Source organism: Sulfitobacter sp. 1A10359, assembly GCF_043558145.1.
In the GTDB taxonomy this organism is placed as follows: Bacteria; Pseudomonadota; Alphaproteobacteria; order Rhodobacterales; family Rhodobacteraceae; genus Sulfitobacter; species Sulfitobacter faviae.
In genome coordinates this window covers 358,458-378,878 of record NZ_JBIFGB010000003.1, presented here as the reverse complement: position 1 = coordinate 378,878, position 20,421 = coordinate 358,458, and the positions used below count along the sequence as shown (strand labels likewise).

The 20,421-nt window shown below is 60.1% G+C and carries 18 protein-coding genes; 12 read left to right on the top strand and 6 right to left on the bottom strand.

Translation table 11 applies throughout. The features are described from left to right. Positions 1-15: 15 nt before the first annotated feature. Genes mnmE through ACGYK2_RS10200 form a run of 5 tightly spaced genes read left to right on the top strand, consistent with a single transcriptional unit; the run spans position 16 to position 5,482 of the window. Positions 16-1,302, top strand: coding sequence for a tRNA uridine-5-carboxymethylaminomethyl(34) synthesis GTPase MnmE (gene mnmE, locus ACGYK2_RS10220; protein ID WP_271688636.1), 1,287 nt, complete (start codon positions 16-18; stop codon positions 1,300-1,302). A gap of 13 nt (positions 1,303-1,315) precedes the next feature. Next, positions 1,316-3,178 (top strand): tRNA uridine-5-carboxymethylaminomethyl(34) synthesis enzyme MnmG, encoded by a 1,863-nt coding sequence (gene mnmG, locus ACGYK2_RS10215; protein ID WP_271688635.1) that lies wholly within the window; start codon positions 1,316-1,318, stop codon positions 3,176-3,178. Further along, on the top strand, positions 3,175-3,780 hold the full coding sequence (gene rsmG / locus ACGYK2_RS10210) for a 16S rRNA (guanine(527)-N(7))-methyltransferase RsmG (protein ID WP_271688634.1): 606 nt from the start codon (positions 3,175-3,177) through the stop codon (positions 3,778-3,780). The genes mnmG and rsmG overlap by 4 nt, the downstream gene beginning before the upstream one ends. Continuing rightward, positions 3,773-4,570 carry a ParA family protein gene (locus tag ACGYK2_RS10205; protein ID WP_271688633.1) on the top strand — a complete coding sequence of 266 codons (798 nt, stop codon included), beginning with the start codon at positions 3,773-3,775 and terminating at the stop codon, positions 4,568-4,570. Before rsmG ends, ACGYK2_RS10205 begins: the two co-directional genes overlap by 8 nt. A gap of 12 nt (positions 4,571-4,582) precedes the next feature. Next, positions 4,583-5,482 carry a ParB/RepB/Spo0J family partition protein gene (locus ACGYK2_RS10200; protein WP_067267864.1) on the top strand — a complete coding sequence of 300 codons (900 nt, stop codon included), beginning with the start codon at positions 4,583-4,585 and terminating at the stop codon, positions 5,480-5,482. Here the strand turns inward: ACGYK2_RS10200 and hemW are convergent. Genes hemW through rph form a run of 3 tightly spaced genes read right to left on the bottom strand, consistent with a single transcriptional unit; the run spans position 5,479 to position 7,947 of the window. Then, the gene (gene hemW / locus ACGYK2_RS10195; RefSeq protein WP_271688632.1) at positions 5,479-6,633 is read right to left on the bottom strand and encodes a radical SAM family heme chaperone HemW; all 1,155 of its coding nucleotides are present in this window, start codon (positions 6,631-6,633) and stop codon (positions 5,479-5,481) included. The genes ACGYK2_RS10200 and hemW overlap by 4 nt on opposite strands. Next, positions 6,626-7,237, bottom strand: coding sequence for an RdgB/HAM1 family non-canonical purine NTP pyrophosphatase (rdgB, locus tag ACGYK2_RS10190; protein ID WP_271688631.1), 612 nt, complete (start codon positions 7,235-7,237; stop codon positions 6,626-6,628). The genes hemW and rdgB overlap by 8 nt, the downstream gene beginning before the upstream one ends. After that, on the bottom strand, positions 7,234-7,947 hold the full coding sequence (rph, locus tag ACGYK2_RS10185) for a ribonuclease PH (protein WP_271688630.1): 714 nt from the start codon (positions 7,945-7,947) through the stop codon (positions 7,234-7,236). Before rph ends, rdgB begins: the two co-directional genes overlap by 4 nt. Before the next feature lie 110 nt (positions 7,948-8,057). Between rph and hrcA the strand changes: the two genes are divergently transcribed. Together hrcA and ACGYK2_RS10175 are read left to right on the top strand one after the other, a co-directional pair. Next, on the top strand, positions 8,058-9,122 hold the full coding sequence (gene hrcA, locus ACGYK2_RS10180; RefSeq protein WP_271688629.1) for a heat-inducible transcriptional repressor HrcA: 1,065 nt from the start codon (positions 8,058-8,060) through the stop codon (positions 9,120-9,122). Positions 9,123-9,131: 9 nt separating this feature from the next. Then, entirely contained in the window at positions 9,132-9,695 is a 564-nt protein-coding gene (locus ACGYK2_RS10175; RefSeq protein WP_067267873.1) for a nucleotide exchange factor GrpE, read from the top strand. Between the two features lie 31 nt (positions 9,696-9,726). Here ACGYK2_RS10175 and mutS read toward each other — a convergent pair whose 3' ends face one another. Further along, positions 9,727-12,348, bottom strand: coding sequence for a DNA mismatch repair protein MutS (mutS, locus tag ACGYK2_RS10170; RefSeq protein WP_394374295.1), 2,622 nt, complete (start codon positions 12,346-12,348; stop codon positions 9,727-9,729). A gap of 192 nt (positions 12,349-12,540) precedes the next feature. Between mutS and ACGYK2_RS10165 the strand changes: the two genes are divergently transcribed. Together ACGYK2_RS10165 and ACGYK2_RS10160 are read left to right on the top strand one after the other, a co-directional pair. Then, positions 12,541-14,799 (top strand): NADP-dependent malic enzyme, encoded by a 2,259-nt coding sequence (locus tag ACGYK2_RS10165; protein WP_271688628.1) that lies wholly within the window; start codon positions 12,541-12,543, stop codon positions 14,797-14,799. Continuing rightward, on the top strand, positions 14,799-15,674 hold the full coding sequence (locus ACGYK2_RS10160; protein ID WP_271688627.1) for a ribokinase: 876 nt from the start codon (positions 14,799-14,801) through the stop codon (positions 15,672-15,674). Before ACGYK2_RS10165 ends, ACGYK2_RS10160 begins: the two co-directional genes overlap by 1 nt. A gap of 15 nt (positions 15,675-15,689) precedes the next feature. On the opposite strand, the gene msrA is transcribed toward ACGYK2_RS10160, so the two are convergent. Then, positions 15,690-16,355, bottom strand: coding sequence for a peptide-methionine (S)-S-oxide reductase MsrA (gene msrA, locus ACGYK2_RS10155; protein WP_271688626.1), 666 nt, complete (start codon positions 16,353-16,355; stop codon positions 15,690-15,692). A gap of 155 nt (positions 16,356-16,510) precedes the next feature. Here msrA and ACGYK2_RS10150 point away from each other — a divergent pair, with 155 nt between their 5' ends. Beyond that, complete coding sequence (locus ACGYK2_RS10150; RefSeq protein WP_271688625.1) at positions 16,511-17,209, top strand: HAD family hydrolase; 699 nt, start codon at positions 16,511-16,513, stop codon at positions 17,207-17,209. Positions 17,210-17,275: 66 nt separating this feature from the next. Further along, positions 17,276-17,689: a hypothetical protein gene (locus ACGYK2_RS10145; protein ID WP_067267884.1), complete on the top strand. Its 414-nt coding sequence runs from the start codon at positions 17,276-17,278 to the stop codon at positions 17,687-17,689. Positions 17,690-17,830: 141 nt separating this feature from the next. Here the strand turns inward: ACGYK2_RS10145 and ACGYK2_RS10140 are convergent, their stop codons facing one another. Next, complete coding sequence (locus tag ACGYK2_RS10140; RefSeq protein WP_067267886.1) at positions 17,831-19,057, bottom strand: argininosuccinate synthase; 1,227 nt, start codon at positions 19,055-19,057, stop codon at positions 17,831-17,833. Between the two features lie 124 nt (positions 19,058-19,181). Here ACGYK2_RS10140 and ilvA point away from each other — a divergent pair, with 124 nt between their 5' ends. Further along, entirely contained in the window at positions 19,182-20,414 is a 1,233-nt protein-coding gene (gene ilvA / locus ACGYK2_RS10135) for a threonine ammonia-lyase IlvA (protein ID WP_197471019.1), read from the top strand. Positions 20,415-20,421: the final 7 nt, after the last annotated feature.

The following is a 20,421-nucleotide window of genomic DNA, read 5'->3' as shown; positions in this document are numbered from 1 at the left end:
ATAGGTTAGTGAAATATGGACACGATATTCGCCCAAGCGTCAGCGCCGGGCCGTGCCGGGGTTGCGGTGATCCGCATTTCCGGCCCACAGGCCTTCGCGATCGCGCAGGAGATTTCCGGCAAACGTCCTGAAGGACGCGAAAGCGTGTTGCGAAACCTCCGCGGCACTGGCGGAGAGGTTATCGACCAAGCCTTGCTCCTGAGCTTCCCCGGGCCAAATTCCTTCACCGGCGAAGATGTAGTTGAATTTCAACTCCATGGCTCCATCGCCGTGGTCCGGGCGATGCTTTCCCTGCTGTCGACCTTCCCCGAAACTCGGATGGCTGAAGCGGGGGAATTCACACGCCGTGCGTTAGAGAATGAAAAGCTGGATCTCGCGCAGGTTGAAGGGCTGGCAGATCTCATCGAAGCCGAAACAGAAGCACAGCGAAAGCAAGCGCTTCGCGTTTTATCGGGCCACCTCGGCGCACGCGTCGAAGATTGGCGGAAAGACTTGATACGCGCCGCCGCGCTTCTGGAGGCCACGATCGACTTCGCGGATGAAGAGGTACCCGTCGATGTCACCCCCGAGGTGGAGGCGCTGCTCTCGAAGGTCGGCAAGGAATTGCAAGCCGAAGCGGAAGGCACCTATGTCGCCGAACGGGTTCGAAACGGCTTCGAAGTCGCGATCATCGGTGCGCCAAATGCGGGTAAGTCAACGCTCTTAAATGCGCTAGCCGGACGTGACGCCGCGATCACCTCCGAAATCGCAGGCACCACCCGCGATGTCATCGAAGTTCGGATGGACCTTGACGGGTTGCCGGTCACCCTTTTGGATACGGCGGGTCTGCGTGAGAGCGAAGATAAAGTTGAAGCCATCGGGATCGAGCGCGCAATCGAACGCGCCGAGGCGGCGGATCTGCGGGTGTTTCTCGCGGCGCCAGGTGAGGCCTTGGTCCTTACGCCGGAGGAAGAGGATATCGTTCTTCAGCCCAAAGCAGATCTCGTTGGTATTGAAGAGAATGGTATCTCAGGGAAGACCGGGCAGGGTGTGTCAGAACTCATCCAACGCATTCAATCTACACTCTCGGAACGCAGTTCAAACATTGGACTGGCAACCCATGAGCGGCATCGCGTCGCTTTGCAGCAAGCCGTCTCGTGTTTGGCTGAAGTAAATGTTATCCTGACCCGAGGACCTGATTTCTATGATTTGGCCGCTGCGGACCTTAGGTTCGGGATTCGAACGCTGGAAACCCTTGTTGGCCGCATAGACGTCGAGAACCTGCTGGATGAGATTTTCACCAGCTTCTGCGTAGGTAAATGATGGAGTGTTTCACGTGAAACATTTTGATGTGATCGTGATCGGTGGCGGCCACGCGGGCGCGGAAGCGGCGCACGCTTCGGCACGGCTTGGCGCACAAACAGCGCTCGTCACGATGAGCCGCGATGGAATCGGCGTCATGTCCTGTAATCCGGCCATCGGCGGACTGGGGAAGGGCCATCTGGTACGAGAGATCGACGCGATGGACGGCGTGATGGGCCGCGTTGCCGATAGGGCCGGCATCCAATTCCGTCTGCTAAACCGTCGGAAAGGCCCCGCCGTTCAGGGCCCCCGTGCGCAGGCTGATCGGAAAATCTACCGGACAGAGATGCTCCGCGAAATCGACGCGCAAGCGAACCTCGACATCATTGAAGGAGAGGTTACCGACTTCGTGATGGCCGGCGAAGTCGTTGCCGGCGTAGTTTTGGCCGACGGAACGAACATCAAGGCGACATCCGTTGTTCTTACGACGGGGACGTTCCTCCGGGGGGTCATTCATATCGGCGATGTATCGCACGAAGGCGGCCGCATGGGGGACAAAGCGTCGGTCAAACTGGCCGAACGGATCGATTCCTTTAATCTCCCGATGGGCCGACTAAAGACGGGGACACCACCCCGGGTGGATGGCCGCACGATCAACTGGGATATACTGGAAGCCCAACCCGGGGACGATGACCCCGTCCTGTTTTCCTTCCTCTCCGACAAGGTTTCAGCCCCACAAGTCGCCTGCGGAATCACGCATACGAACGAGAAAACTCATCAGATCATCAGAGAAAATCTCGATAGGTCCGCAATGTATGGCGGGCATATCGATGGCGTAGGCCCGCGTTACTGCCCTTCGATCGAAGATAAGGTCGTCCGATTTGCCGAGAAAGAGTCGCATCAGGTCTTTCTAGAACCCGAAGGCGCGGATGATCATACCGTCTATCCAAACGGCATTTCGACCTCCCTCCCGGCGGATGTGCAGGAAGCCTATGTCCGGAGCATGGTTGGTCTCGAAAACGCAACTATTCTGCAACCCGGTTACGCCATCGAGTACGACTACGTCGATCCGCGCGTTCTTTCATCAACGCTTGCGGTCCGTACCGTACCCGGCCTCTATCTCGCCGGACAGATCAATGGTACGACGGGCTATGAGGAAGCGGCCGCGCAGGGACTGGTAGCAGGCTTGAATGCCGCTCTGCGCGCCCAAGGCCGGGATGCGGTGACATTTACCCGTTCCGAAAGCTATATTGGGGTTATGGTCGATGATCTGACGACCCGGGGCGTTACAGAACCCTACCGGATGTTCACATCTCGGGCCGAGTTCCGCCTGTCGCTTCGAGCGGACAATGCGGATCAGCGGCTAACTCCTTTGGCGATGCAATTAGGCTGTATCTCTGACGCGCGCCGAGATAGCTTCGAGAAGAAGGTTTCCTCCCTAGAGGAGACAAAAGCGATGCTAGAAGGTACGGAGTATACGCCGAAAGAGCTTGCGAACGCCGGTATCAAAGTCAACCAAGATGGTGCAAAGCGTAGCGGCTATCAGGTTCTCGCGTTTCCCGATGTAGAGTTTGAAGACTTGCTACCACTTGATCGCAGCCTGGAAGAAACTCCATTCGAAATGCGTCGACAGATTGAGCGGGACGCGCTCTACGCAACCTACATCGCTCGACAACAGAAAGAGATCGACGTGCTGAAGAAAGACGAGAACGTTCGTATACCGTCTGATTTTTCCTTCGATGATCTTGCAGGCCTTTCTAACGAGCTGAGGTCGAAGGTATCTTCCGCGCGTCCGGAAACAATGGCACAGGCGGCTCGCATTGATGGAATGACACCAGCTGCGCTGACTTTGATACTTGCTCGTGTGAAGCGCGGGGCCGGAAAGAAGTCAGCATGAGCACCGAAAATGACCTTGATGTTTCACGTGAAACATTTGAAAAGCTGAAAGCCTTTGCTGAACTGGTGAGGAAATGGAATCCGAAGATTAATTTGGTTTCTAAGGACAGCTTGAACGACCTTTGGTCTCGCCATATTCTGGATTCCGTCCAAATCTTTGAGCTTGTTCCAGGGCCAGGGAAGTGGGTAGACCTCGGTAGCGGCGGAGGTTTCCCGGGCATTGTTATTTCGATCCTCAATCAAGAAGAACGCAATTTCGATGTAGTCATGGTTGAAAGTGATCAAAGGAAATCAGCTTTCCTACGGACGGCTATTCGAGAACTTGATCTCGCGGCAAAGGTGAAAACCGAGAGAATCGAAGAACTCGAATGTCTCGAAGCAGACGTGCTATCTGCCCGCGCTTTAGCCGATCTGACGAAGTTGTTAGGGTTCGCCGAGTTGCATCTTAAACGCGGGGGCATTGCACTTTTCCCTAAAGGTCAAAGCTGGCAGCGTGAAGACCTAGAGGCGCGGCAGGACTGGAATTACGACCTAGAGACGGTAACCAGCAAGACCAATTCGGACGCTGCCATTCTAAAGATTAAGGATATCGCCCGTGTCTGACCTTTCTCGTCCAGCTGGACCGAAAATCATTGCCATTGCAAACCAGAAGGGCGGCGTTGGTAAAACGACGACGACGATCAATCTTGCCGCTGCGCTTGCGGAAGCTGGGAAGCGTATTCTGGTGGTTGATCTGGATCCGCAAGGCAATGCTTCTACGGGTCTTGGCATCGAAGTCGAAGATCGCGATTTTACGACATATGATCTCTTGCTGGACGATAGCCTTCCGCAGGATGTCATTCAGCACACCGAAACGGATGGGTTACTTATCGTTCCGGCGACGGTTGACCTCAGCTCAGCGGACATCGAACTCTTTTCGAATGAAAAGAGAAGTTTCCTTTTGCACGACGCACTCAGGCAGACGCAGATGGATCAGTTCAAGTTCGACTATATCTTGATCGATTGCCCGCCTTCACTCAACCTATTGACGGTGAATGCGATGATCGCGGCGCACTCTGTACTTGTGCCTTTGCAGAGCGAATTTTTTGCGTTGGAAGGGCTCTCTCAGCTTATGTTGACGATAAGAGAGGTCCGGCAAAGCGGGAATAAGGACCTGCGGATTGAGGGCGTTCTACTGACCATGTATGATCGCCGCAATAACCTGTCGCAACAGGTTGAGAATGACGCGCGAGCGAACCTTGGTGAACTGGTGTTCCAAACTGTAATTCCGCGCAATGTTCGGGTGAGCGAGGCGCCGAGCTTTGCCATGCCCGTTCTGAGTTATGATCCCACATCGAAAGGGGCCCAAGCCTACCGCGATTTAGCGGCGGAGCTAACAAGAAACAATGGTTAATAAGGTGGCAGTATGGCAGACAAACAAGAGCGTAAACGGGGCCTTGGCCGGGGGCTTTCGGCACTGATGGCGGATGTAGCGGAGACCGAGAGCGTGGCCGCCAAGGGGGCCGCGGCGGCGGAGCAGTTCGTTCCGATCGAGCGAATCAAACCGAACCCGGATCAGCCGCGTAAGCGTTTTGAGCAGGAGCACCTTGATGATCTTGCGGCCTCAATCAAAGAAAAGGGGGTCATTCAGCCCCTGATCGTCCGCGCTTTGGCTGATGGCAATTTCGAGATCGTCGCGGGTGAACGGCGCTGGCGGGCCTCGCAGATCGCGAAGGTGCATAGCCTGCCGGTGATCGTTCGCGAGTTTACCGATGTCGAAGTGCTTGAAGTCGCGATCATCGAGAACATCCAGCGGGCAGATCTGAACTCGGTCGAAGAAGCGGCGGGTTATCGGCAGTTGATGGATAAGTTCGGCCATACGCAGGAGAAGATGGCCGAAGCCCTCGGGAAAAGCCGAAGCCATATTGCGAACCTATTGCGTCTGCTGAACCTGCCGGATCCGGTGCAAGAGATGGTGCGCCAGAATGAGCTGAGCGCGGGCCATGCGCGGGCGCTGATTCCGGCGAAGGATCCGCTGAAACTGGCGCAGCAGGTCATCAAAGGCGGCCTTTCCGTCCGCGCGACCGAGGCTTTGGTCAAGAAAGATCAGGCCGGCGAGCGCGGTAATATGGTAAATAAAGAGCGTCTCTCGCAGCGCCCAGAGAAAGATGCCGATACGCAGGCGCTTGAAGGCGATCTGTCAGCCAACTTAGGCATGAAGGTTAGTTTGGACCATAAACCGGGTCAGGAAGCGGGTAAGGTGACGTTGCACTATACCACGCTTGACCAGTTGGATGAGATCTGCCGCCTGTTGGGCGGCTCTTAAGGCAGAAGCGTTTCGATCACGGCGTTAAGGACAATAACGCCTTGATCTGAAACGATTAACCTGTCTTTCTCGCGTGTTGCCATGCCGATGTCTTGCAGGTGATTGACGGCCTTTTCGTCGATCTCATGCCCGGCAATATCGGCGTAACGGCTAAGGTCAACGCCTTCTTTCAGGCGCAGGCCCATCAGGAGAAACTCAGTCGCCTGTTCGCTTCGGCTCAGGGCGGTCCGGGGTTTCTCCGTTTCGCCCTTTGCGACACCGTCGAGCCACCGCTGTGGATTGCTATAAGCAACTGTCGCGAATTTCTCTCCGCCCAGCGTCAACCGCCCATGAGCGCCGGGGCCGATGCCGATATAGTCCCCATAGCGCCAATAGATCATGTTGTGCCGCGACTGTGCGCCATCCCGGGCGTGGTTTGACACCTCGTAAGCAGGCATGCCCATGTCATTGCAGATGTCTTGGGTCAGGGTGAACATATCCGCGCCGAGATCTTCGTCGGGCAGGCCGCGAAGTTTTCCGCGGGCGTAACGGTCGCCAAAGGCGGTGCCTTGTTCGATGGTCAGCTGATAGAGCGAAATGTGGTCTATCGCGAGGGATAGAGCCTGTTTCAACTCTGCTTCCCATTCCACGGCGGATTGGTCTTGCCGCCCATAGATTAGATCGAAGCTCACGCGGTCAAAGGTATTACGGGCGATGTCGAAAGCAGTCATCGCTTCTTTCGCCGTATGCAGGCGGCCCAAACGTTTGAGATCCGGATCGTTCAGCGCCTGAATGCCCATGGAGACGCGCGACACCCCGGCCTGCCGATAGGCAGCGAAGCGGCCCGCTTCGACCGAGCCGGGATTGGCTTCGAGGGTGATTTCCAGATCGTTCGCCGTAGGCCAGTGGCGCCGGATGGCGCTGATGATGTCTGCGACGACATCGGGGTCCATCAAACTGGGCGTGCCGCCGCCGAAAAAGACCGCATTGAGCACGCGCCCCGGTGTCTCATCCGCAGCGCGCTGAAGCTCGGCGAGATAGGCATCGCGCCAAGCGGCTTGGTCGATCTGGCGGCTAACGTGGCTGTTAAAGTCGCAATAGGGACATTTCGCCTCGCAAAATGGCCAATGGATATAGAGGCCGAAGCCGCCCTGTTGCCAATCTTCAGCCAAAACAGCCCGCAATCAGTTTCGCAAAGGCATCCGCGCGGTGGCTGATGCTGTTTTTCTGCTCGGCGTCCATTTCGGCAAAGGTGACCTCATGGCCGTCAGGTTGGAACATCGGGTCATAGCCGTGACCCTGTTCGCCGCGCATCGGCCAAACCAAAGTGCCATTCACCTTGCCCGCGAAAACCTCGTCATGCCCGTCCGGCCATGCCAAGACCAGCGTCGCGCAAAACCGGGCGCGGCGAGGGTGGGGGGCGTTCTTTTCTTCCAGCAGATTGCGCGTCTTGGTCATGGCCATGACGAAGTCGCGGCCATTCTCCGTTTCGGCCCAATCGGCGGTATAGACGCCGGGCGCGTTGTCGAGCGCCTCGACTTCGATGCCGGAATCGTCGGCTAGCGCGGGCAGGCCGGTCGCCTTGGCGGCGGCATGCGCCTTGATCCGGGCGTTGCCGACGAATGTCGTCTCGGTCTCTTCCGGCTCGGGCAGGTTCATCTCTGCCGCGCCGACCACCTCAACCCCGTGGGGGGCGAAGAGCTGGCGCATCTCTGCCAGTTTGCCCGCGTTATGGGTGGCAATCAGAATGCGATTTTCGGTGAACTTGCGGGTCATGCGGTAACCGATTTTTGGATTGTGGCCAGTTCGCCGACGCCTTTTTCGGCCAGGTCCATCAGCTGGTTCATCTGGTCGCGGGTATAGGTTGAGCCTTCGGCGCTCATCTGCACTTCGATCAGCTTGCCGGATCCGGTCATGATGAAGTTGCCATCGACGCCCGCCTCGGAATCCTCGGGGTAGTCGAGATCGAGCACCGGCTGGCCTGCGTAGATGCCGCAGCTTACCGCCGCGACCGGATCGACCAGCGGGTCAGAGACGACATCGCCCGCTTTCATCAGCTTGTTCACAGCCAGACGCAGCGCGATCCAACCGCCGGTGATCGACGCGCAGCGGGTGCCGCCATCGGCTTGCAGCACATCGCAGTCGACGGTGATCTGACGCTCGCCCAAGGCGGAGCGGTCGACCCCGGCGCGCAGGGCGCGGCCGATCAGACGCTGGATCTCGACCGTGCGACCCCCTTGTTTGCCGGAGGCGGCTTCGCGACGCATCCGTGTGTTGGTGGCGCGGGGCAGCATGCCGTATTCGGCGGTGACCCAGCCCAGACCGGAGCCTTTAATGAACGGCGGCACGCGGTCTTCGATCGTTGCGGTGCAGAGCACATGGGTATCGCCCATCTTGATCAGGGCCGACCCTTCGGCATGTTTGGTGAAACCTGTCTCGATCGAGACGGCGCGCATTTCATCGAGTTTCCGGCCAGAGGGACGCATGACATATCCTTTTTGATGTTGCCCGGGGATACCGCCCCACAAGGCTTTGATGCAACCCCGATTGACGTTTGCCCGGCTTGTACCTTTATTAGACAAGAGAGCGAGCACCGATGAAAAACACGCCTGAATTGCTGAAAGACATGAACGACCGATCCCGCGAAGTGTTTCGCCGGGTGGTTGAAGGCTATCTGGAAAGTGGCGATCCGGTGGGGTCGCGCACCCTGACGCGGGACTTCAGCGAAAAGGTCTCGGCGGCGACAATCCGCAATGTAATGCAGGATCTCGAATATATGGGCCTGTTGGATAGCCCTCATGTTTCAGCCGGGCGCATTCCGACACAGCTAGGGCTCCGGATGTTCGTCGATGGGATGATCGAGATCGGCGATCCGACAGAGCTTGACCGGGAGAAGATCGACGCGACACTGGGGAATAATTCCTCTGATGTCGGCGGGCTGTTGGACCGGATCGGATCGGCCCTGTCGGGCGTCACGCATGGTGCGTCGCTCGTGTTGACGCCGAAGCATGAAGCGCCGATCAAACATATCGAATTCGTTTCTCTCTCGCCTGATAGAGCCTTGGTGGTGCTTGTTTTCTCCGACGGCCATGTGGAGAACCGGCTATTCACGCCGCCACCCGGGCAGACCCCCAGTTCGATGCGCGAGGCGGCGAATTTCCTGAATGCTTTCGTCGAAGGCAAAACCCTTAGCGAGTTGCAGCGCAGCATCAAGCAGGAGATCGCCAAACGCCGTCAGGAGATCGACGTGCTGGCACAGCAGCTTGTCGAGAGCGGTGCGGTGCTGTGGGACGCGGAAGGAGAGCATTCCGAGCGTCTGATCGTGCGCGGTCGGTCGAATCTGCTGGGCGGAGAGGCGGAGGCCGAAGACCTTGACCGTATCCGCAGCCTTTTCGATGATCTTGAGCGCAAGCGGGACATCGCCGAATTCCTCGAACTGGCCGAAGATGGGGACGGTGTGCGCATTTTTATCGGCTCGGAAAACAAACTTTTCTCACTTTCGGGTTCCTCTCTGGTCGTTTCCCCTTATATGAACGCTGATCGTAAGGTGATCGGCGCCGTGGGTGTCATTGGCCCGACACGCTTAAATTATGGACGTATCGTGCCGATTGTGAACTACACGGCACAACTGGTGGGAAAGCTGATTTCCGACCGGAACTAGAGGTGGAACATGGCAGAGCCGAAAGAAAACGACTTTTTGGACGAGATCGACAGCGCCGAAGCTGAAGAATACGCCGAAGACATGGCCGAGATCGACGAAGAAGCCCTTGCGGTTGAGGAACTGCGCGCCGAGCGTGACCAGTACCGCGACCGTTTCATGCGCGCGCTCGCCGATGCCGAGAATGCGCGCAAACGCTCCGACAAGGACCGTCGCGAGGCCGAGAACTATGGCGGCTCCAAGCTGGCCCGTGACATGCTGCCCGTTTATGACAACATGAAACGCGCGCTGGAAACCACCACCGATGAGCAGAAAGAGGCCTTTGGCCCGCTGCTGGAAGGTGTGGAACTGACGATGCGCGAGCTTCTGAACGTCTTCAAAAAGCACGGCATCGAAGTGATCGCGCCCGAGGTTGGCGACAAGTTCGACCCCAAGCATCACGAAGCGATGTTCGAAGCGCCCGTGCCCGGCACCGTGGCGGGCGAGATCATTCAGGTCGCCGCCGAAGGCTTTATGCTGCACGACCGTCTGCTGCGCCCGGCGCAGGTTGGGGTGTCTTCGACCCCGGCGAGCTAAGCGCGCAATCAGTCACTTTCGAAGGAGGCGGTCAGGATTTGGCCGCCTCTTTCAGTTTATAGATCAGCTCAAGCGCTTCACGTGGGGAGAGTTCATCGGGGATGATCTCTGCCAGCTTCTCTTCGACCGCCGAGGTTTTCGCGGGGGCCGGTTGCGGCGGCGGGCTGGCTGCGAAGAGCGGCAGATCGTCGATCAGCGTCTTTTGTGTAGCCCCGCCTTCGCGTTCGCCTTTCTCCAATGCCTCCAGCACCACGCGGGCGCGGGCGATCACCGGGGCGGGCAGGCCCGCCAACTGCGCCACCTGCACCCCATAAGAGCGGTCCGCCGCCCCCTTGCGCACCTCGTGCAGGAAGACGACCTCGCCCTCCCATTCCTTGACTGCTACCGTGGCATTGTCGACCCCCGGCAGCTTGCCGGCCAGCGCCGTCATCTCGTGATAATGGGTGGCGAAGAGCGCCCGGGTCCGGTTCACGTCATGCAGATGTTCCAGCGTGGCCCAAGCGATCGAGAGTCCGTCGTAGGTCGCGGTGCCGCGCCCGATCTCGTCGAGGATCACCAGCGCGCGGTCGTCGGCTTGGTTCAAGATCGCGGCGGTTTCGACCATTTCGACCATGAAGGTCGAGCGGCCCCGCGCCAGATCGTCTGAGGCACCGACGCGGCTGAAAAGCTGGCTAACAACGCCGATATGCGCCGAACTCGCAGGCACGAAACTGCCCATCTGCGCCATCAGGGCGATCAGCGCGTTCTGGCGCAGGAAGGTCGATTTACCCGCCATGTTCGGGCCAGTGAGGAGCCAGATGTTCGCGGCTTCACCTTCGGCACTCAAGTCACAGTCATTGGCGATGAAAGGCTCGCCCGATTGCTGGGTCAGAGCGCGTTCAACGACTGGATGCCGCCCCCCTTGGATGTCAAAGGCGCGGGACATATCCACGCGCGGGCGGGTCCAATTCTCGCTTCGGGCAAGGTCGGCCAGCCCTGTGACCAGATCGACTTCGGCCAACCCGGCAGAGGCTTGGCCGATCTCTGCCGCATGCTCCAGAATGGCACTCCGAAGGCTCTCATAGAGCCGCTTTTCGATCTCCTGTGCGTGGTTGCCCGCGTTGAGTATTTTCGTCTCCAACTCGGACAGTTCGACAGTGGTAAAGCGCACTTGGTTCGCCGTGGTCTGACGATGGATAAAGGTCTCTGACAGCGGCGGGTTCAGCATCTTCTCGGCATGGGTCGCGGTGCATTCGACGAAGTATCCCAGCACGTTGTTGTGCTTGATCTTCAGCGACGAAATCCCCGTGTCAGAGACAAATTGCTGCTGCATACCGGCAATCACGCTGCGGCCTTCGTCGCGCAGCTCGCGCGCGGCGTCGAGGTCGGCGTCATGGCCGGGGGCGATGAAACCGCCGTCGCGCACCATCAGCGGGGGCTCGGCCACCAAGGCGTGATCCAACAGGTCGATGAGGTCGCCATGACCCTGCAACCCTTCGGCGGCTTCGCGCAGCAGGTCGGGCAGATCCTGCTGCGTCAGGGTCTGGTGCAAAGCCTCAGCTTCGATCAAACCGTTGCGGATCGCGGCAAGGTCGCGGGGGCCGCCGCGGTCAAGCGACAGGCGCGATAGCGCGCGGTCGAGATCAGGCACATTGCGCAGACGCTGGCGGATGTCGTCCGCGAGCCGGGCGTTATCATAGGCAAAGCTCACCGCATCGGCGCGGGAGGTGACCACATCGACAACGCGCGAGGGGCTTGAGATCCGCCGCTCTAACAGCCGCGCGCCCCCGGCGGTGACGGTATTATCCATGATCGACAGCAAAGACCCGGCGCGGCCACCATTTAGGGAGTGGGTGAGTTCCAGATTGCGCCGGGTTGCCGCGTCAATCTGAACGGTGCGGGCCTCTGCCTCTTTCTGGGGCGGGCGGAGCAGGGGCAGCTTGCCGCGTTGAGTGATAGTGAGGTATTCTATTACCGCTCCCATAGCCGAGACTTCGGCGCGGGTGAAGCTGCCGAAAGCCTCTAGCGTTGCAATATCAAACAGGTCACAGACCCGCTTTTCCGCACTGGTGCTGTCAAAAGCCGAGCGGGCCAAACCCGTTAACGCGATACCGAAATCAGAGACGACTTCGTGCAATTCACTCTCTTTCACCTCAGAGACGATCAGTTCCGATGGCGACAGCCGCGCCAATTCCGGCCCCAGACGCACCTGCGCCAGCGGCATCACGTGAAACGCACCGGTCGAGATATCGACCCAAGCCATCGCACAAGCATCGCGCACCTCGGCAAAGGCCGCGAGGTAGTTGTGGCGCCGCGCTTCCAGCAGGCTTTCCTCGGTCAGCGTGCCGGGGGTGACCAGCCGCACCACGTCGCGTTTCACCACCGCTTTGTAGCCGCGTTTCTTGGCCTCCGCGGGGCTCTCCATCTGCTCGCAGACCGCCACGCGAAACCCCTTGCGGATCAGCGTCAGCAGGTAGCCTTCGGCGGCATGCACCGGCACGCCGCACATGGCGATATCCTTGCCCTGATGCTTGCCGCGTTTGGTGAGCGCGATGTCCAACGCCTCTGCCGCGGCGATGGCATCGTCAAAGAACATCTCGTAAAAATCGCCCATGCGGTAGAACAGCAACGCGTCCTGATGGTCCGCTTTAAGCTCGAGATATTGCGCCATCATTGGCGTTACTTTTTCTGTCTGCACGGCTGCCCCCTGTTGCCGCGCGGACCCTACAAAACCCCCCGGCGCAGCGAAAGGGGGTGCGGGGCCTTGGGCGGGCTTTGTCATGCGATTTGCACTGACGTGGGGCTTGCGTTGTGCTGAACTCGGATCGTGGCTAAGAAGATCCCAAAGCAGAAGAAGGGTAATGTCGTGACGAGAAAGAACCGTATCACCTCTGAAGAGGCGCTTGCCTTTCACCTCGAACCGACCCCCGGCAAGTTCGAGATCTCGGCCACGGTGCCGATGACCACACAGCGCGATCTGAGCCTTGCCTATTCCCCCGGTGTGGCCGTCCCTTGTGAGGCCATCGCCGAAAGCCCTGAGACAGCCTATGACTACACCAACAAGGGCAATCTGGTCGCCGTGATCTCGAACGGGACGGCGGTTTTGGGGCTTGGCAATCTCGGTGCGCTGGCCTCCAAACCGGTGATGGAAGGCAAGGCGGTTCTGTTCAAGCGCTTCGCGGATGTGAACTCGATCGATATCGAGCTTGATACCGAGGACACCGAGGCCTTCATCAACGCCTGCAAGCTGATGGGGCCGACCTTCGGCGGCATCAACCTCGAAGACATCAAGGCGCCCGAGTGTTTCATCATCGAGCAGCGCCTGAAGGAAGAGATGGACATTCCCGTCTTCCACGACGACCAGCACGGCACGGCGGTGATCTGTGCCGCCGGGCTGATCAACGCGTTGCACCTCTCGGGCAAGAAGATCGAGGACGTGCGCATCGTGCTCAACGGTGCGGGGGCTGCGGGCATCGCCTGTCTGGAACTGCTCAAGGCGATGGGCGCGAAACACGACAATTGCATCATGTGCGACACCAAGGGCGTGATCTACCAAGGCCGCACCGAGGGCATGAACCAGTGGAAATCGGCCCATGCCGCCAATACCGAGCTGCGCAGCTTGGAAGAGGCGATGAAGGGCGCGGATGTGTTCCTTGGCGTCTCGGTCAAGGGGGCGGTGACGCCTGCGATGGTCGCCTCCATGGCCGACAACCCGGTGATCTTCGCCATGGCCAACCCAGACCCGGAGATCACGCCCGAAGAGGCGCATGAGGTCCGCATGGACGCCATCGTCGCCACCGGGCGCTCGGACTACCCGAACCAGGTCAACAACGTGCTGGGCTTTCCCTATCTTTTCCGTGGCGCGCTCGACATCCATGCCCGGGCCATCAACGACGAGATGAAGATCGCCTGCGCCCATGCGCTGGCGCAACTGGCGCGCGAGGACGTGCCGGACGAGGTGGCGCTGGCCTATGGCCGCACGCTGAGCTTTGGCCGCGACTACATCATTCCCACGCCATTCGACCCACGCCTCATCCACCGCATTCCGCCCGCCGTGGCCAAGGCGGGCATGGACACCGGGGCCGCGCGGCGCCCGATCATCGACATGGACGCCTATGAGGTCGGGCTGAAGTCGCGGATGGACCCGACGGCGAGCATCCTGCGCGGCATCAACGCCCGCGCCCGGGCCAATCAGGCCCGGATGATCTTTGCCGAGGGGGACGATCCCAAGGTGCTGCGCGCGGCGGTCATGTACCAGCGCGCGGGCTTGGGCAAGGCGCTGGTCGTGGGCCGCGAGGACGACGTGCGCGCCAAGCTCGAAGAGGCGGGCATGGCCGACGCGGTGCGCGAGTTGGAGGTGGTGAACGCCGCCAACACCCAGCATCTGCCGACCTATAAAGACTTTCTTTACGGCCGGTTGCAGCGCAAGGGGTTCGACCGCAAGGACATCCACCGCCTCGCCTCGCGCGACCGCCATGTCTTTGCCGCACTGATGCTGGCGCATGGTCATGGCGACGGTCTGGTGACCGGGGCCACCCGCAAGTCGGCGCATGTCTTGGAGCGGCTCAACCACGTTTTTGATGCCAATGCCGAGGCCGGGGCCGCGGGCATCACGGCCCTGCTGCACAAGGGGCGCATCGTCTTTATCGCCGACACCTTGGTCCATGAATGGCCCGATGAGAACGATCTGGCGAATATCGCCGAAAGCGGCGCGCGCGTGGCGCGGCACCTGGGGCTTGAGCCTCGGGTCGCCTTCGTTAGCTTCTCGACCTTCGGCTATCCCGTGTCGGAACGCGCCGAAAAGATGCACCTTGCGCCAGAGGTGTTGGATCAGCGCGGGGTGGATTTCGAATATGAGGGCGAGATGACCGTCGACGTGGCGCTGAACGCGGCCAGTCAGGCGAATTACCCGTTCTCGCGGCTGACCGGCCCTGCGAACATCCTCGTGGTGCCAGCGCGACATTCGGCCAGCATCTCGGTCAAGCTAATGCAAGAGATGGCCGGAGCCACGGTGATCGGGCCGATCCTCACGGGCCTCGATAAGTCGATTCAGATCTGCTCTTCGACCTCGACGGCGAATGACATCCTTAACATGGCCATTCTCGCGGCCTGCAAGGTGGGCTGATGATCTGGAATCTCGGCTCTATCAACGCGGATAACTTTTATCTGCTGCCCCATCTGCCGGGACCGGGAGAGACTATTTCAGCCCGTGATTTTCGGCAGGGGCTGGGCGGGAAGGGGGCCAATATGTCGGTCGCCGCCGCCCGGGCCGGGACGCGGGTGATGCATGTCGGCGCGTTGGGCGCCGATGGCGGTTGGGCGCTGGAACGGCTTTTGGAATATGGGGTCGAAACGGCGCATATCACCTTGATGGAGGGCGTGACCGGTCACGCCAATATCGCCGTGGATCTGGAAGGGGAGAACAATATCGTCATCTTCCCCGGCACCAATCACGAGATCACCGATGAGATGATCGGTGCCGCACTGAGCGAGGCTTCCTCGGGCGATTGGCTGTTGATGCAGAACGAAACCAACGGGCAGCGGTTCGCGGCGCGAACGGCAAAGACCTTGGGCCTGCGACTGGCCTATGCCGCCGCCCCTTTCGATGCGGATGCGGTGACGGCGATCCTCGAACAGATCGATCTATTGGTGCTGAACGAGGTCGAAGCGGCGCAGTTGCGGGCCGCGACGGGGGGCGAGCTGCGGCAACTGCCGATTGACGACATCGTGGTGACGCTGGGGGCGGGGGGCTGTGAATGGGTCTCTAACAAGGCACATCTGGTCGAGAGCTTCCCCGCCTATCAAGTCGATGCGGTGGATACGACCGGCGCGGGCGATACTTTCACCGGCTATCTGCTGGCCGGGTTGGACCGGGGGATGACCATGCCGCAGGCGATTGATCTGGCCATGCGCGCCGGGGCCTTGATGGTCACGCGTCATGGCACGGCGGATGTGATCCCCGATCTGAAAGAGATCCGGGATCACGATTTTCGGAGCTAATCTACCGGGGCGCGGTTACTTCACGAAGGGGGCCGCGCTGCCCCAAAGCTGTTTCACGCGGACGTCACGGCCACAGCCCTTGCGGTAGCGTTTGTAGGCGACCGATTTTTTCACGGCCACGCCGACACTGCTGAACGCCAGCCGGTCGCTGCTTTTGTAGTAGTCCTGGTGATAATCATCAGCCGGGTAAAAGGGCGCATCGCCAAGGATCGGCGTCACGACCTTGGTCCCAAGGGCGGCCTGCGCTTCTGCCTTGGCAGCCTCTGCCGCGCTTTTCTGGGCGGGGCTGCCCGCGAAAATCGCGGTCCGGTAGCTTTCGCCCCGGTCACAGAATTGCCCGCCCGTATCTGTGGGGTCGATCGAGCGGAAGAAGAGATCAAGCAGTGTCTTGCGGCTGACCACATCCGGGTCGAATTGGATCTGCACCGCTTCGTAATGGCCGGTGTCGCCGCCGGTGACTTCTTTGTAGGTCGGGTTCTTGGTGCGGCCCCCGGCAAAGCCCGAGATGGCCTCTTTCACGCCTTTGACGGATTCAAAATCGGCTTCGACGCACCAGAAGCAGCCGCCCGCTACGGTCAGCACCTCGGTCTCCGCCGCCGCCGCAGGTCGGTTCTGCGCGGCGAGGCCCAGAGTGATCGCAAGGGTCAGTATGGCGGGTTTGAACATTGATTTTTGGAACATATCGGTCCTCCTCAGGCCTAGGCTTGCCGCTGGGGCGGAGATAGCGCAAGGCCGGGGCGGGGAAAGTCACGCTCTGGTGAAGGCAATTTACCACTTGGCGCACGGGCGCGTTCTTTCTAGCGTTCCGGGTTCAACGGCAATGGGAGAAGCCTTTCATGCGTATTGCGATGTGGTCAGGGCCACGCAATCTCAGCACTGCGATGATGTATAGTTTCGGAGCGCGTGCGGATTTCACCGCGATGGATGAGCCGTTCTACGCGGCCTATCTCAAGGCGACGGGGCTGGATCATCCGATGCGCGACGCGGTACTGGCGGCGCAGGAGCAAGACCCCGCACGGGTGCCTCTTGGCTTTGTCCAACACGGCACCCGGCATCTTTATATGAAACATATGGCGCAGCATATGATCGACAGTTTCCCGCTCGATTGGGCCGAGAATTGCATGAACATCCACCTGATCCGCCATCCCGCCCGGGTGATCGCAAGCTATGCGGAAAAGCGCGAAGCGCCCCGTTTGGCGGATATCGGATTTGACCGGCAAGTCATGCTCTTCGAACGGTTGGGCGGGCTGGTCATCGACAGCGGCGATATCCGCGCGGACCCAGAGGGGATGCTGCGCAGGCTTTGCGCCGCCATCGATCTGCCCTTCGATCCTGCGATGCTGCATTGGCCCGCCGGCCCGCGTGCGGAAGATGGCGTTTGGGCGCCGCATTGGTATGGGGCGATCCATCGCAGCACCGGTTTTGCCGGGCCGGAGGGGGAACTGCCCGAGCTTAAAGGAGCAGAGGCGGAAGTTCTGGAGGCGGCCATGCCCTACTATGAGCGGCTGTTTGCGGAACGTCTAAAAAATTCCTGAAGACCGCGAAACTATTTCGCGGGGCTGTCGTGACTACGGTGCTATTTCAAACGGAGGGAAAACCAGATGAAAAAATTTGCAAGCACCGCAATCGCCCTGTCCATGATCGCCGGTGGCGCATGGGCGGATGCCCATGCCATGGCCATGGTCGAAGCCTCGGGTCAGGATGTATCGAATGGCGTCGTCACTGCCGACAAGGTGATGGCGGGCGAGAATGGCTGGCTGGTTGTGCACCGCACCGACGCCGACATGAAGCCCGGCCCCGTGGTCGGCTACGCCCCGCTGCGCGCGGGCGAGAACATGGATGTGGTCGCGATCCTGCAAGAGGACGTGGCTTCGGGCGATATGCTGATGCTCATGGTGCATTCCGAAGATGGTGGCATGAAAACCGGCGTGTTCGAATACACGCTGGGCGCCAAGGAAGACGGGCCGATCAAACCGAATGGGGAGCTGGTGATGACGGTCGTCACTGCCGATTGATCCGGTAGGTGGCTAAGAGAAAGGCCCGGGCGGGAGCGTCCGGGCCTTTTGCGTTTTTATCTGGGGCTGGTCGCCGGGGGCGCTGCCCCCGGACCCCCGTGGTATTTAAGAAAGGATGAAGGGGGATTGGGGTCCCGTGCTTCAGCCTTTGCTGCGCTTGTCGCGGGCGGCGAGGAGTTTGAGGCGCAGGGCGTTCAGTTGGATGAAGCCTGCGGCGTCTTTCTGGTCGTAGGCGCCGGCGTCGTCTTCGAAGGTCACATGGGCCTCGGAATAGAGGCTGTGATCGGACCAGCGGCCAACGGTGCGGACATGGCCCTTGTAGAGCTTGAGGCGCACGGTGCCGGTGACATGGGTTTGGCTCGCGTCGATGGCGGCTTGCAGCATGGTCCGTTCGGGGCTGTACCAGAAGCCGTTGTAGATGAGCTCGGCGTATTTCGGCATCAGCTCGTCCTTGAGGTGCATGGCACCGCGGTCGAGGGTGATGGATTCGATGCCGCGGTGCGCTTCCAAGAGCAAAGTGCCGCCCGGGGTCTCGTAGATGCCGCGGGACTTCATGCCGACGAAGCGGCCTTCGACCAGATCGAGGCGGCCGCAGCCGTGTTTGCCGCCAAGTTCGTTCAGTTTGGTCAGGATCGTGGCGGGTGACATTGCTTCGCCGTTGATGCTGACCGCATCACCGCGCTCGAAGCCAATCTCGACGTATTCGGGCGTGTCGGGGGCGTCTTCGGGGTTCACGGTGCGCTGGTAGACGTAGTCGGGCGCGTCGACCGCCGGGTCTTCGAGCACTTTGCCTTCGGAAGAGGTGTGCAGCAGGTTGGCGTCGACCGAGAAGGGCGCTTCGCCGCGCTTGTCCTTGGCGATTGGGATCTGGTTCTGCTCGGCGAAGGCCAGAAGCTTGGTGCGGCTCGACAGGTCCCATTCGCGCCAGGGGGCGATGACCTTGATGTCGGGGTTCAGCGCATAGGCGGCGAGCTCAAACCGGACCTGATCGTTGCCCTTGCCGGTGGCGCCGTGGGCGACCGCATCGGCGCCGGTTTCTTCGGCGATCTCGACCAGACGCTTGGAGATCAGCGGGCGGGCGATGGAGGTGCCGAGGAGGTAGAGACCTTCGTAGACCGCATTGGCGCGGAACATTGGGAAGACGAAGTCGCGGACGAATTCCTCGCGCACGTCTTCGATGTAGATGTTCTCAGGCGCGATGCCCATCATCTCGGCCTTCTTGCGGGCCGGTTCCAGCTCTTCGCCTTGGCCGAGATCGGCGGTGAAGGTCACCACCTCGCAGCCATATTCGGTTTGCAGCCATTTGAGGATGATCGAGGTATCGAGGCCGCCGGAATAGGCAAGCACGACTTTCTTGGGCGCAGACATGACGGGTTTCCTTTCAAGTTCGCCCTGCGAGGTAGCGGTTTTCGCGGGCGCGGGCAAGATTGAAGCCCGCGTTGACCTATGCTGGCTGCGCGCCTATCGACGAATGGCAGCAAGGAGAGCACAGATGGCGGATGAATTTGCACGAAAAGCACAGGCGGCGGCAGAAGCGCTGCGGGCATTGTTCCCGGCGACACCGCTTTTGCGCAATGAGCATCTGTCGGAGCGCTTTGGCGCGGATATCTGGTTGAAGCGCGAGGATCTGAGCCCGGTGCGCTCCTACAAGTTGCGCGGGGCCTTCAATGCGATGCGCAAGGTGATCCCGGGGCAGGGGGTTTTCGTCTGTGCCTCTGCCGGGAACCATGCGCAGGGGGTGGCTTTTGCCTGTAGTCATTTCGGGGTGCGCGGCGTGATCTTCATGCCGGTGACGACGCCGCAGCAGAAGGTGCAGAAGACCCGCATGTTCGGCGGTGAGAATGTCGAGATCCGGTTGGTGGGGGATTATTTTGACGCCACGCTGGCCGCAGCGCAGGATTTCTGCCGGGAGGAGGGGGCGCATTTCCTGTCGCCTTTCGATGATGACGACGTGATCGAGGGGCAGGCGTCCGTCGCGGTGGAGATTGCCGCGCAGTTGGGCCGGGTGCCCGACCGGGTTATCTTGCCGGTGGGCGGCGGCGGGCTGTCTTCGGGGGTGGTAAGTTATTTTGGTGAGGCTTGCGATTATACATTCGTCGAACCCGCCGGTGCGCCGAGCCTTGCGCGGGCGTTGGAAGCCGGGGCGCCGGTTGATGTCTCTCCGATCGATAACTTTGTCGATGGTGCTGCGGTGGCCAAGATCGGTGCGCGGACTTTCGAGCGTTTGCGCGGGGTGAACCCGGCGGATGTGGTGCATCTGCCTGAGGACCGGATTTGCGTGACGATCAATGAGATGTTGAATGTCGAAGGCATCGTGTTGGAACCGGCAGGCGCGCTATCGATCGATGCGCTGGGCGAGGTGGCCGATCAGATCGCGGGCAAGACGGTGGTTTGCGTGGCCTCGGGGGGTAATTTCGATTTCGAGCGTTTGCCGGAGGTCAAAGAGCGGGCGCAGCGCTATTCGGGTGTGAAGAAATATTTCATCCTGCGCATGCCGCAGCGGCCCGGGGCGTTGAAGGAATTCCTGATGCTGCTGGGGCCGGAGGATGACATCTGCCGTTTCGAGTATTTGAAAAAATCGGCGCGGAACTTTGGTTCGGTCCTGATCGGGATCGAGACGCGGCGGCCGGAGAATTTCAAACCGTTTCTTGAGCAATTGGGGCAATCCGGCTTTACCTATACGGATATCACCAACGACGAAACCTTGGCGCAGTTCGTTCTGTAGCAGCGGA

Excerpts from the sequence above, each read along its gene's own strand:
- ilvA (WP_197471019.1), top strand. The coding sequence starts at position 19,182 with ATGGCGGATGAATTTGCACGAAAAGCACAGGCGGCGGCAGAAGCGCTG.
- ACGYK2_RS10150 (WP_271688625.1), top strand. The coding sequence starts at position 16,511 with ATGCGTATTGCGATGTGGTCAGGGCCACGCAATCTCAGCACTGCGATG.
- ACGYK2_RS10200 (WP_067267864.1), top strand. The coding sequence starts at position 4,583 with ATGGCAGACAAACAAGAGCGTAAACGGGGCCTTGGCCGGGGGCTTTCG.
- msrA (WP_271688626.1), bottom strand. The coding sequence starts at position 16,355 with ATGTTCCAAAAATCAATGTTCAAACCCGCCATACTGACCCTTGCGATC.
- ACGYK2_RS10175 (WP_067267873.1), top strand. The coding sequence starts at position 9,132 with ATGGCAGAGCCGAAAGAAAACGACTTTTTGGACGAGATCGACAGCGCC.
- ACGYK2_RS10160 (WP_271688627.1), top strand. The coding sequence starts at position 14,799 with ATGATCTGGAATCTCGGCTCTATCAACGCGGATAACTTTTATCTGCTG.
- ACGYK2_RS10145 (WP_067267884.1), top strand. The coding sequence starts at position 17,276 with ATGAAAAAATTTGCAAGCACCGCAATCGCCCTGTCCATGATCGCCGGT.
- rph (WP_271688630.1), bottom strand. The coding sequence starts at position 7,947 with ATGCGTCCCTCTGGCCGGAAACTCGATGAAATGCGCGCCGTCTCGATC.
- rsmG (WP_271688634.1), top strand. The coding sequence starts at position 3,175 with ATGAGCACCGAAAATGACCTTGATGTTTCACGTGAAACATTTGAAAAG.
- hrcA (WP_271688629.1), top strand. The coding sequence starts at position 8,058 with ATGAAAAACACGCCTGAATTGCTGAAAGACATGAACGACCGATCCCGC.
- mnmE (WP_271688636.1), top strand. The coding sequence starts at position 16 with ATGGACACGATATTCGCCCAAGCGTCAGCGCCGGGCCGTGCCGGGGTT.
- rdgB (WP_271688631.1), bottom strand. The coding sequence starts at position 7,237 with ATGACCCGCAAGTTCACCGAAAATCGCATTCTGATTGCCACCCATAAC.
- ACGYK2_RS10140 (WP_067267886.1), bottom strand. The coding sequence starts at position 19,057 with ATGTCTGCGCCCAAGAAAGTCGTGCTTGCCTATTCCGGCGGCCTCGAT.
- mutS (WP_394374295.1), bottom strand. The coding sequence starts at position 12,348 with ATGATGGCGCAATATCTCGAGCTTAAAGCGGACCATCAGGACGCGTTG.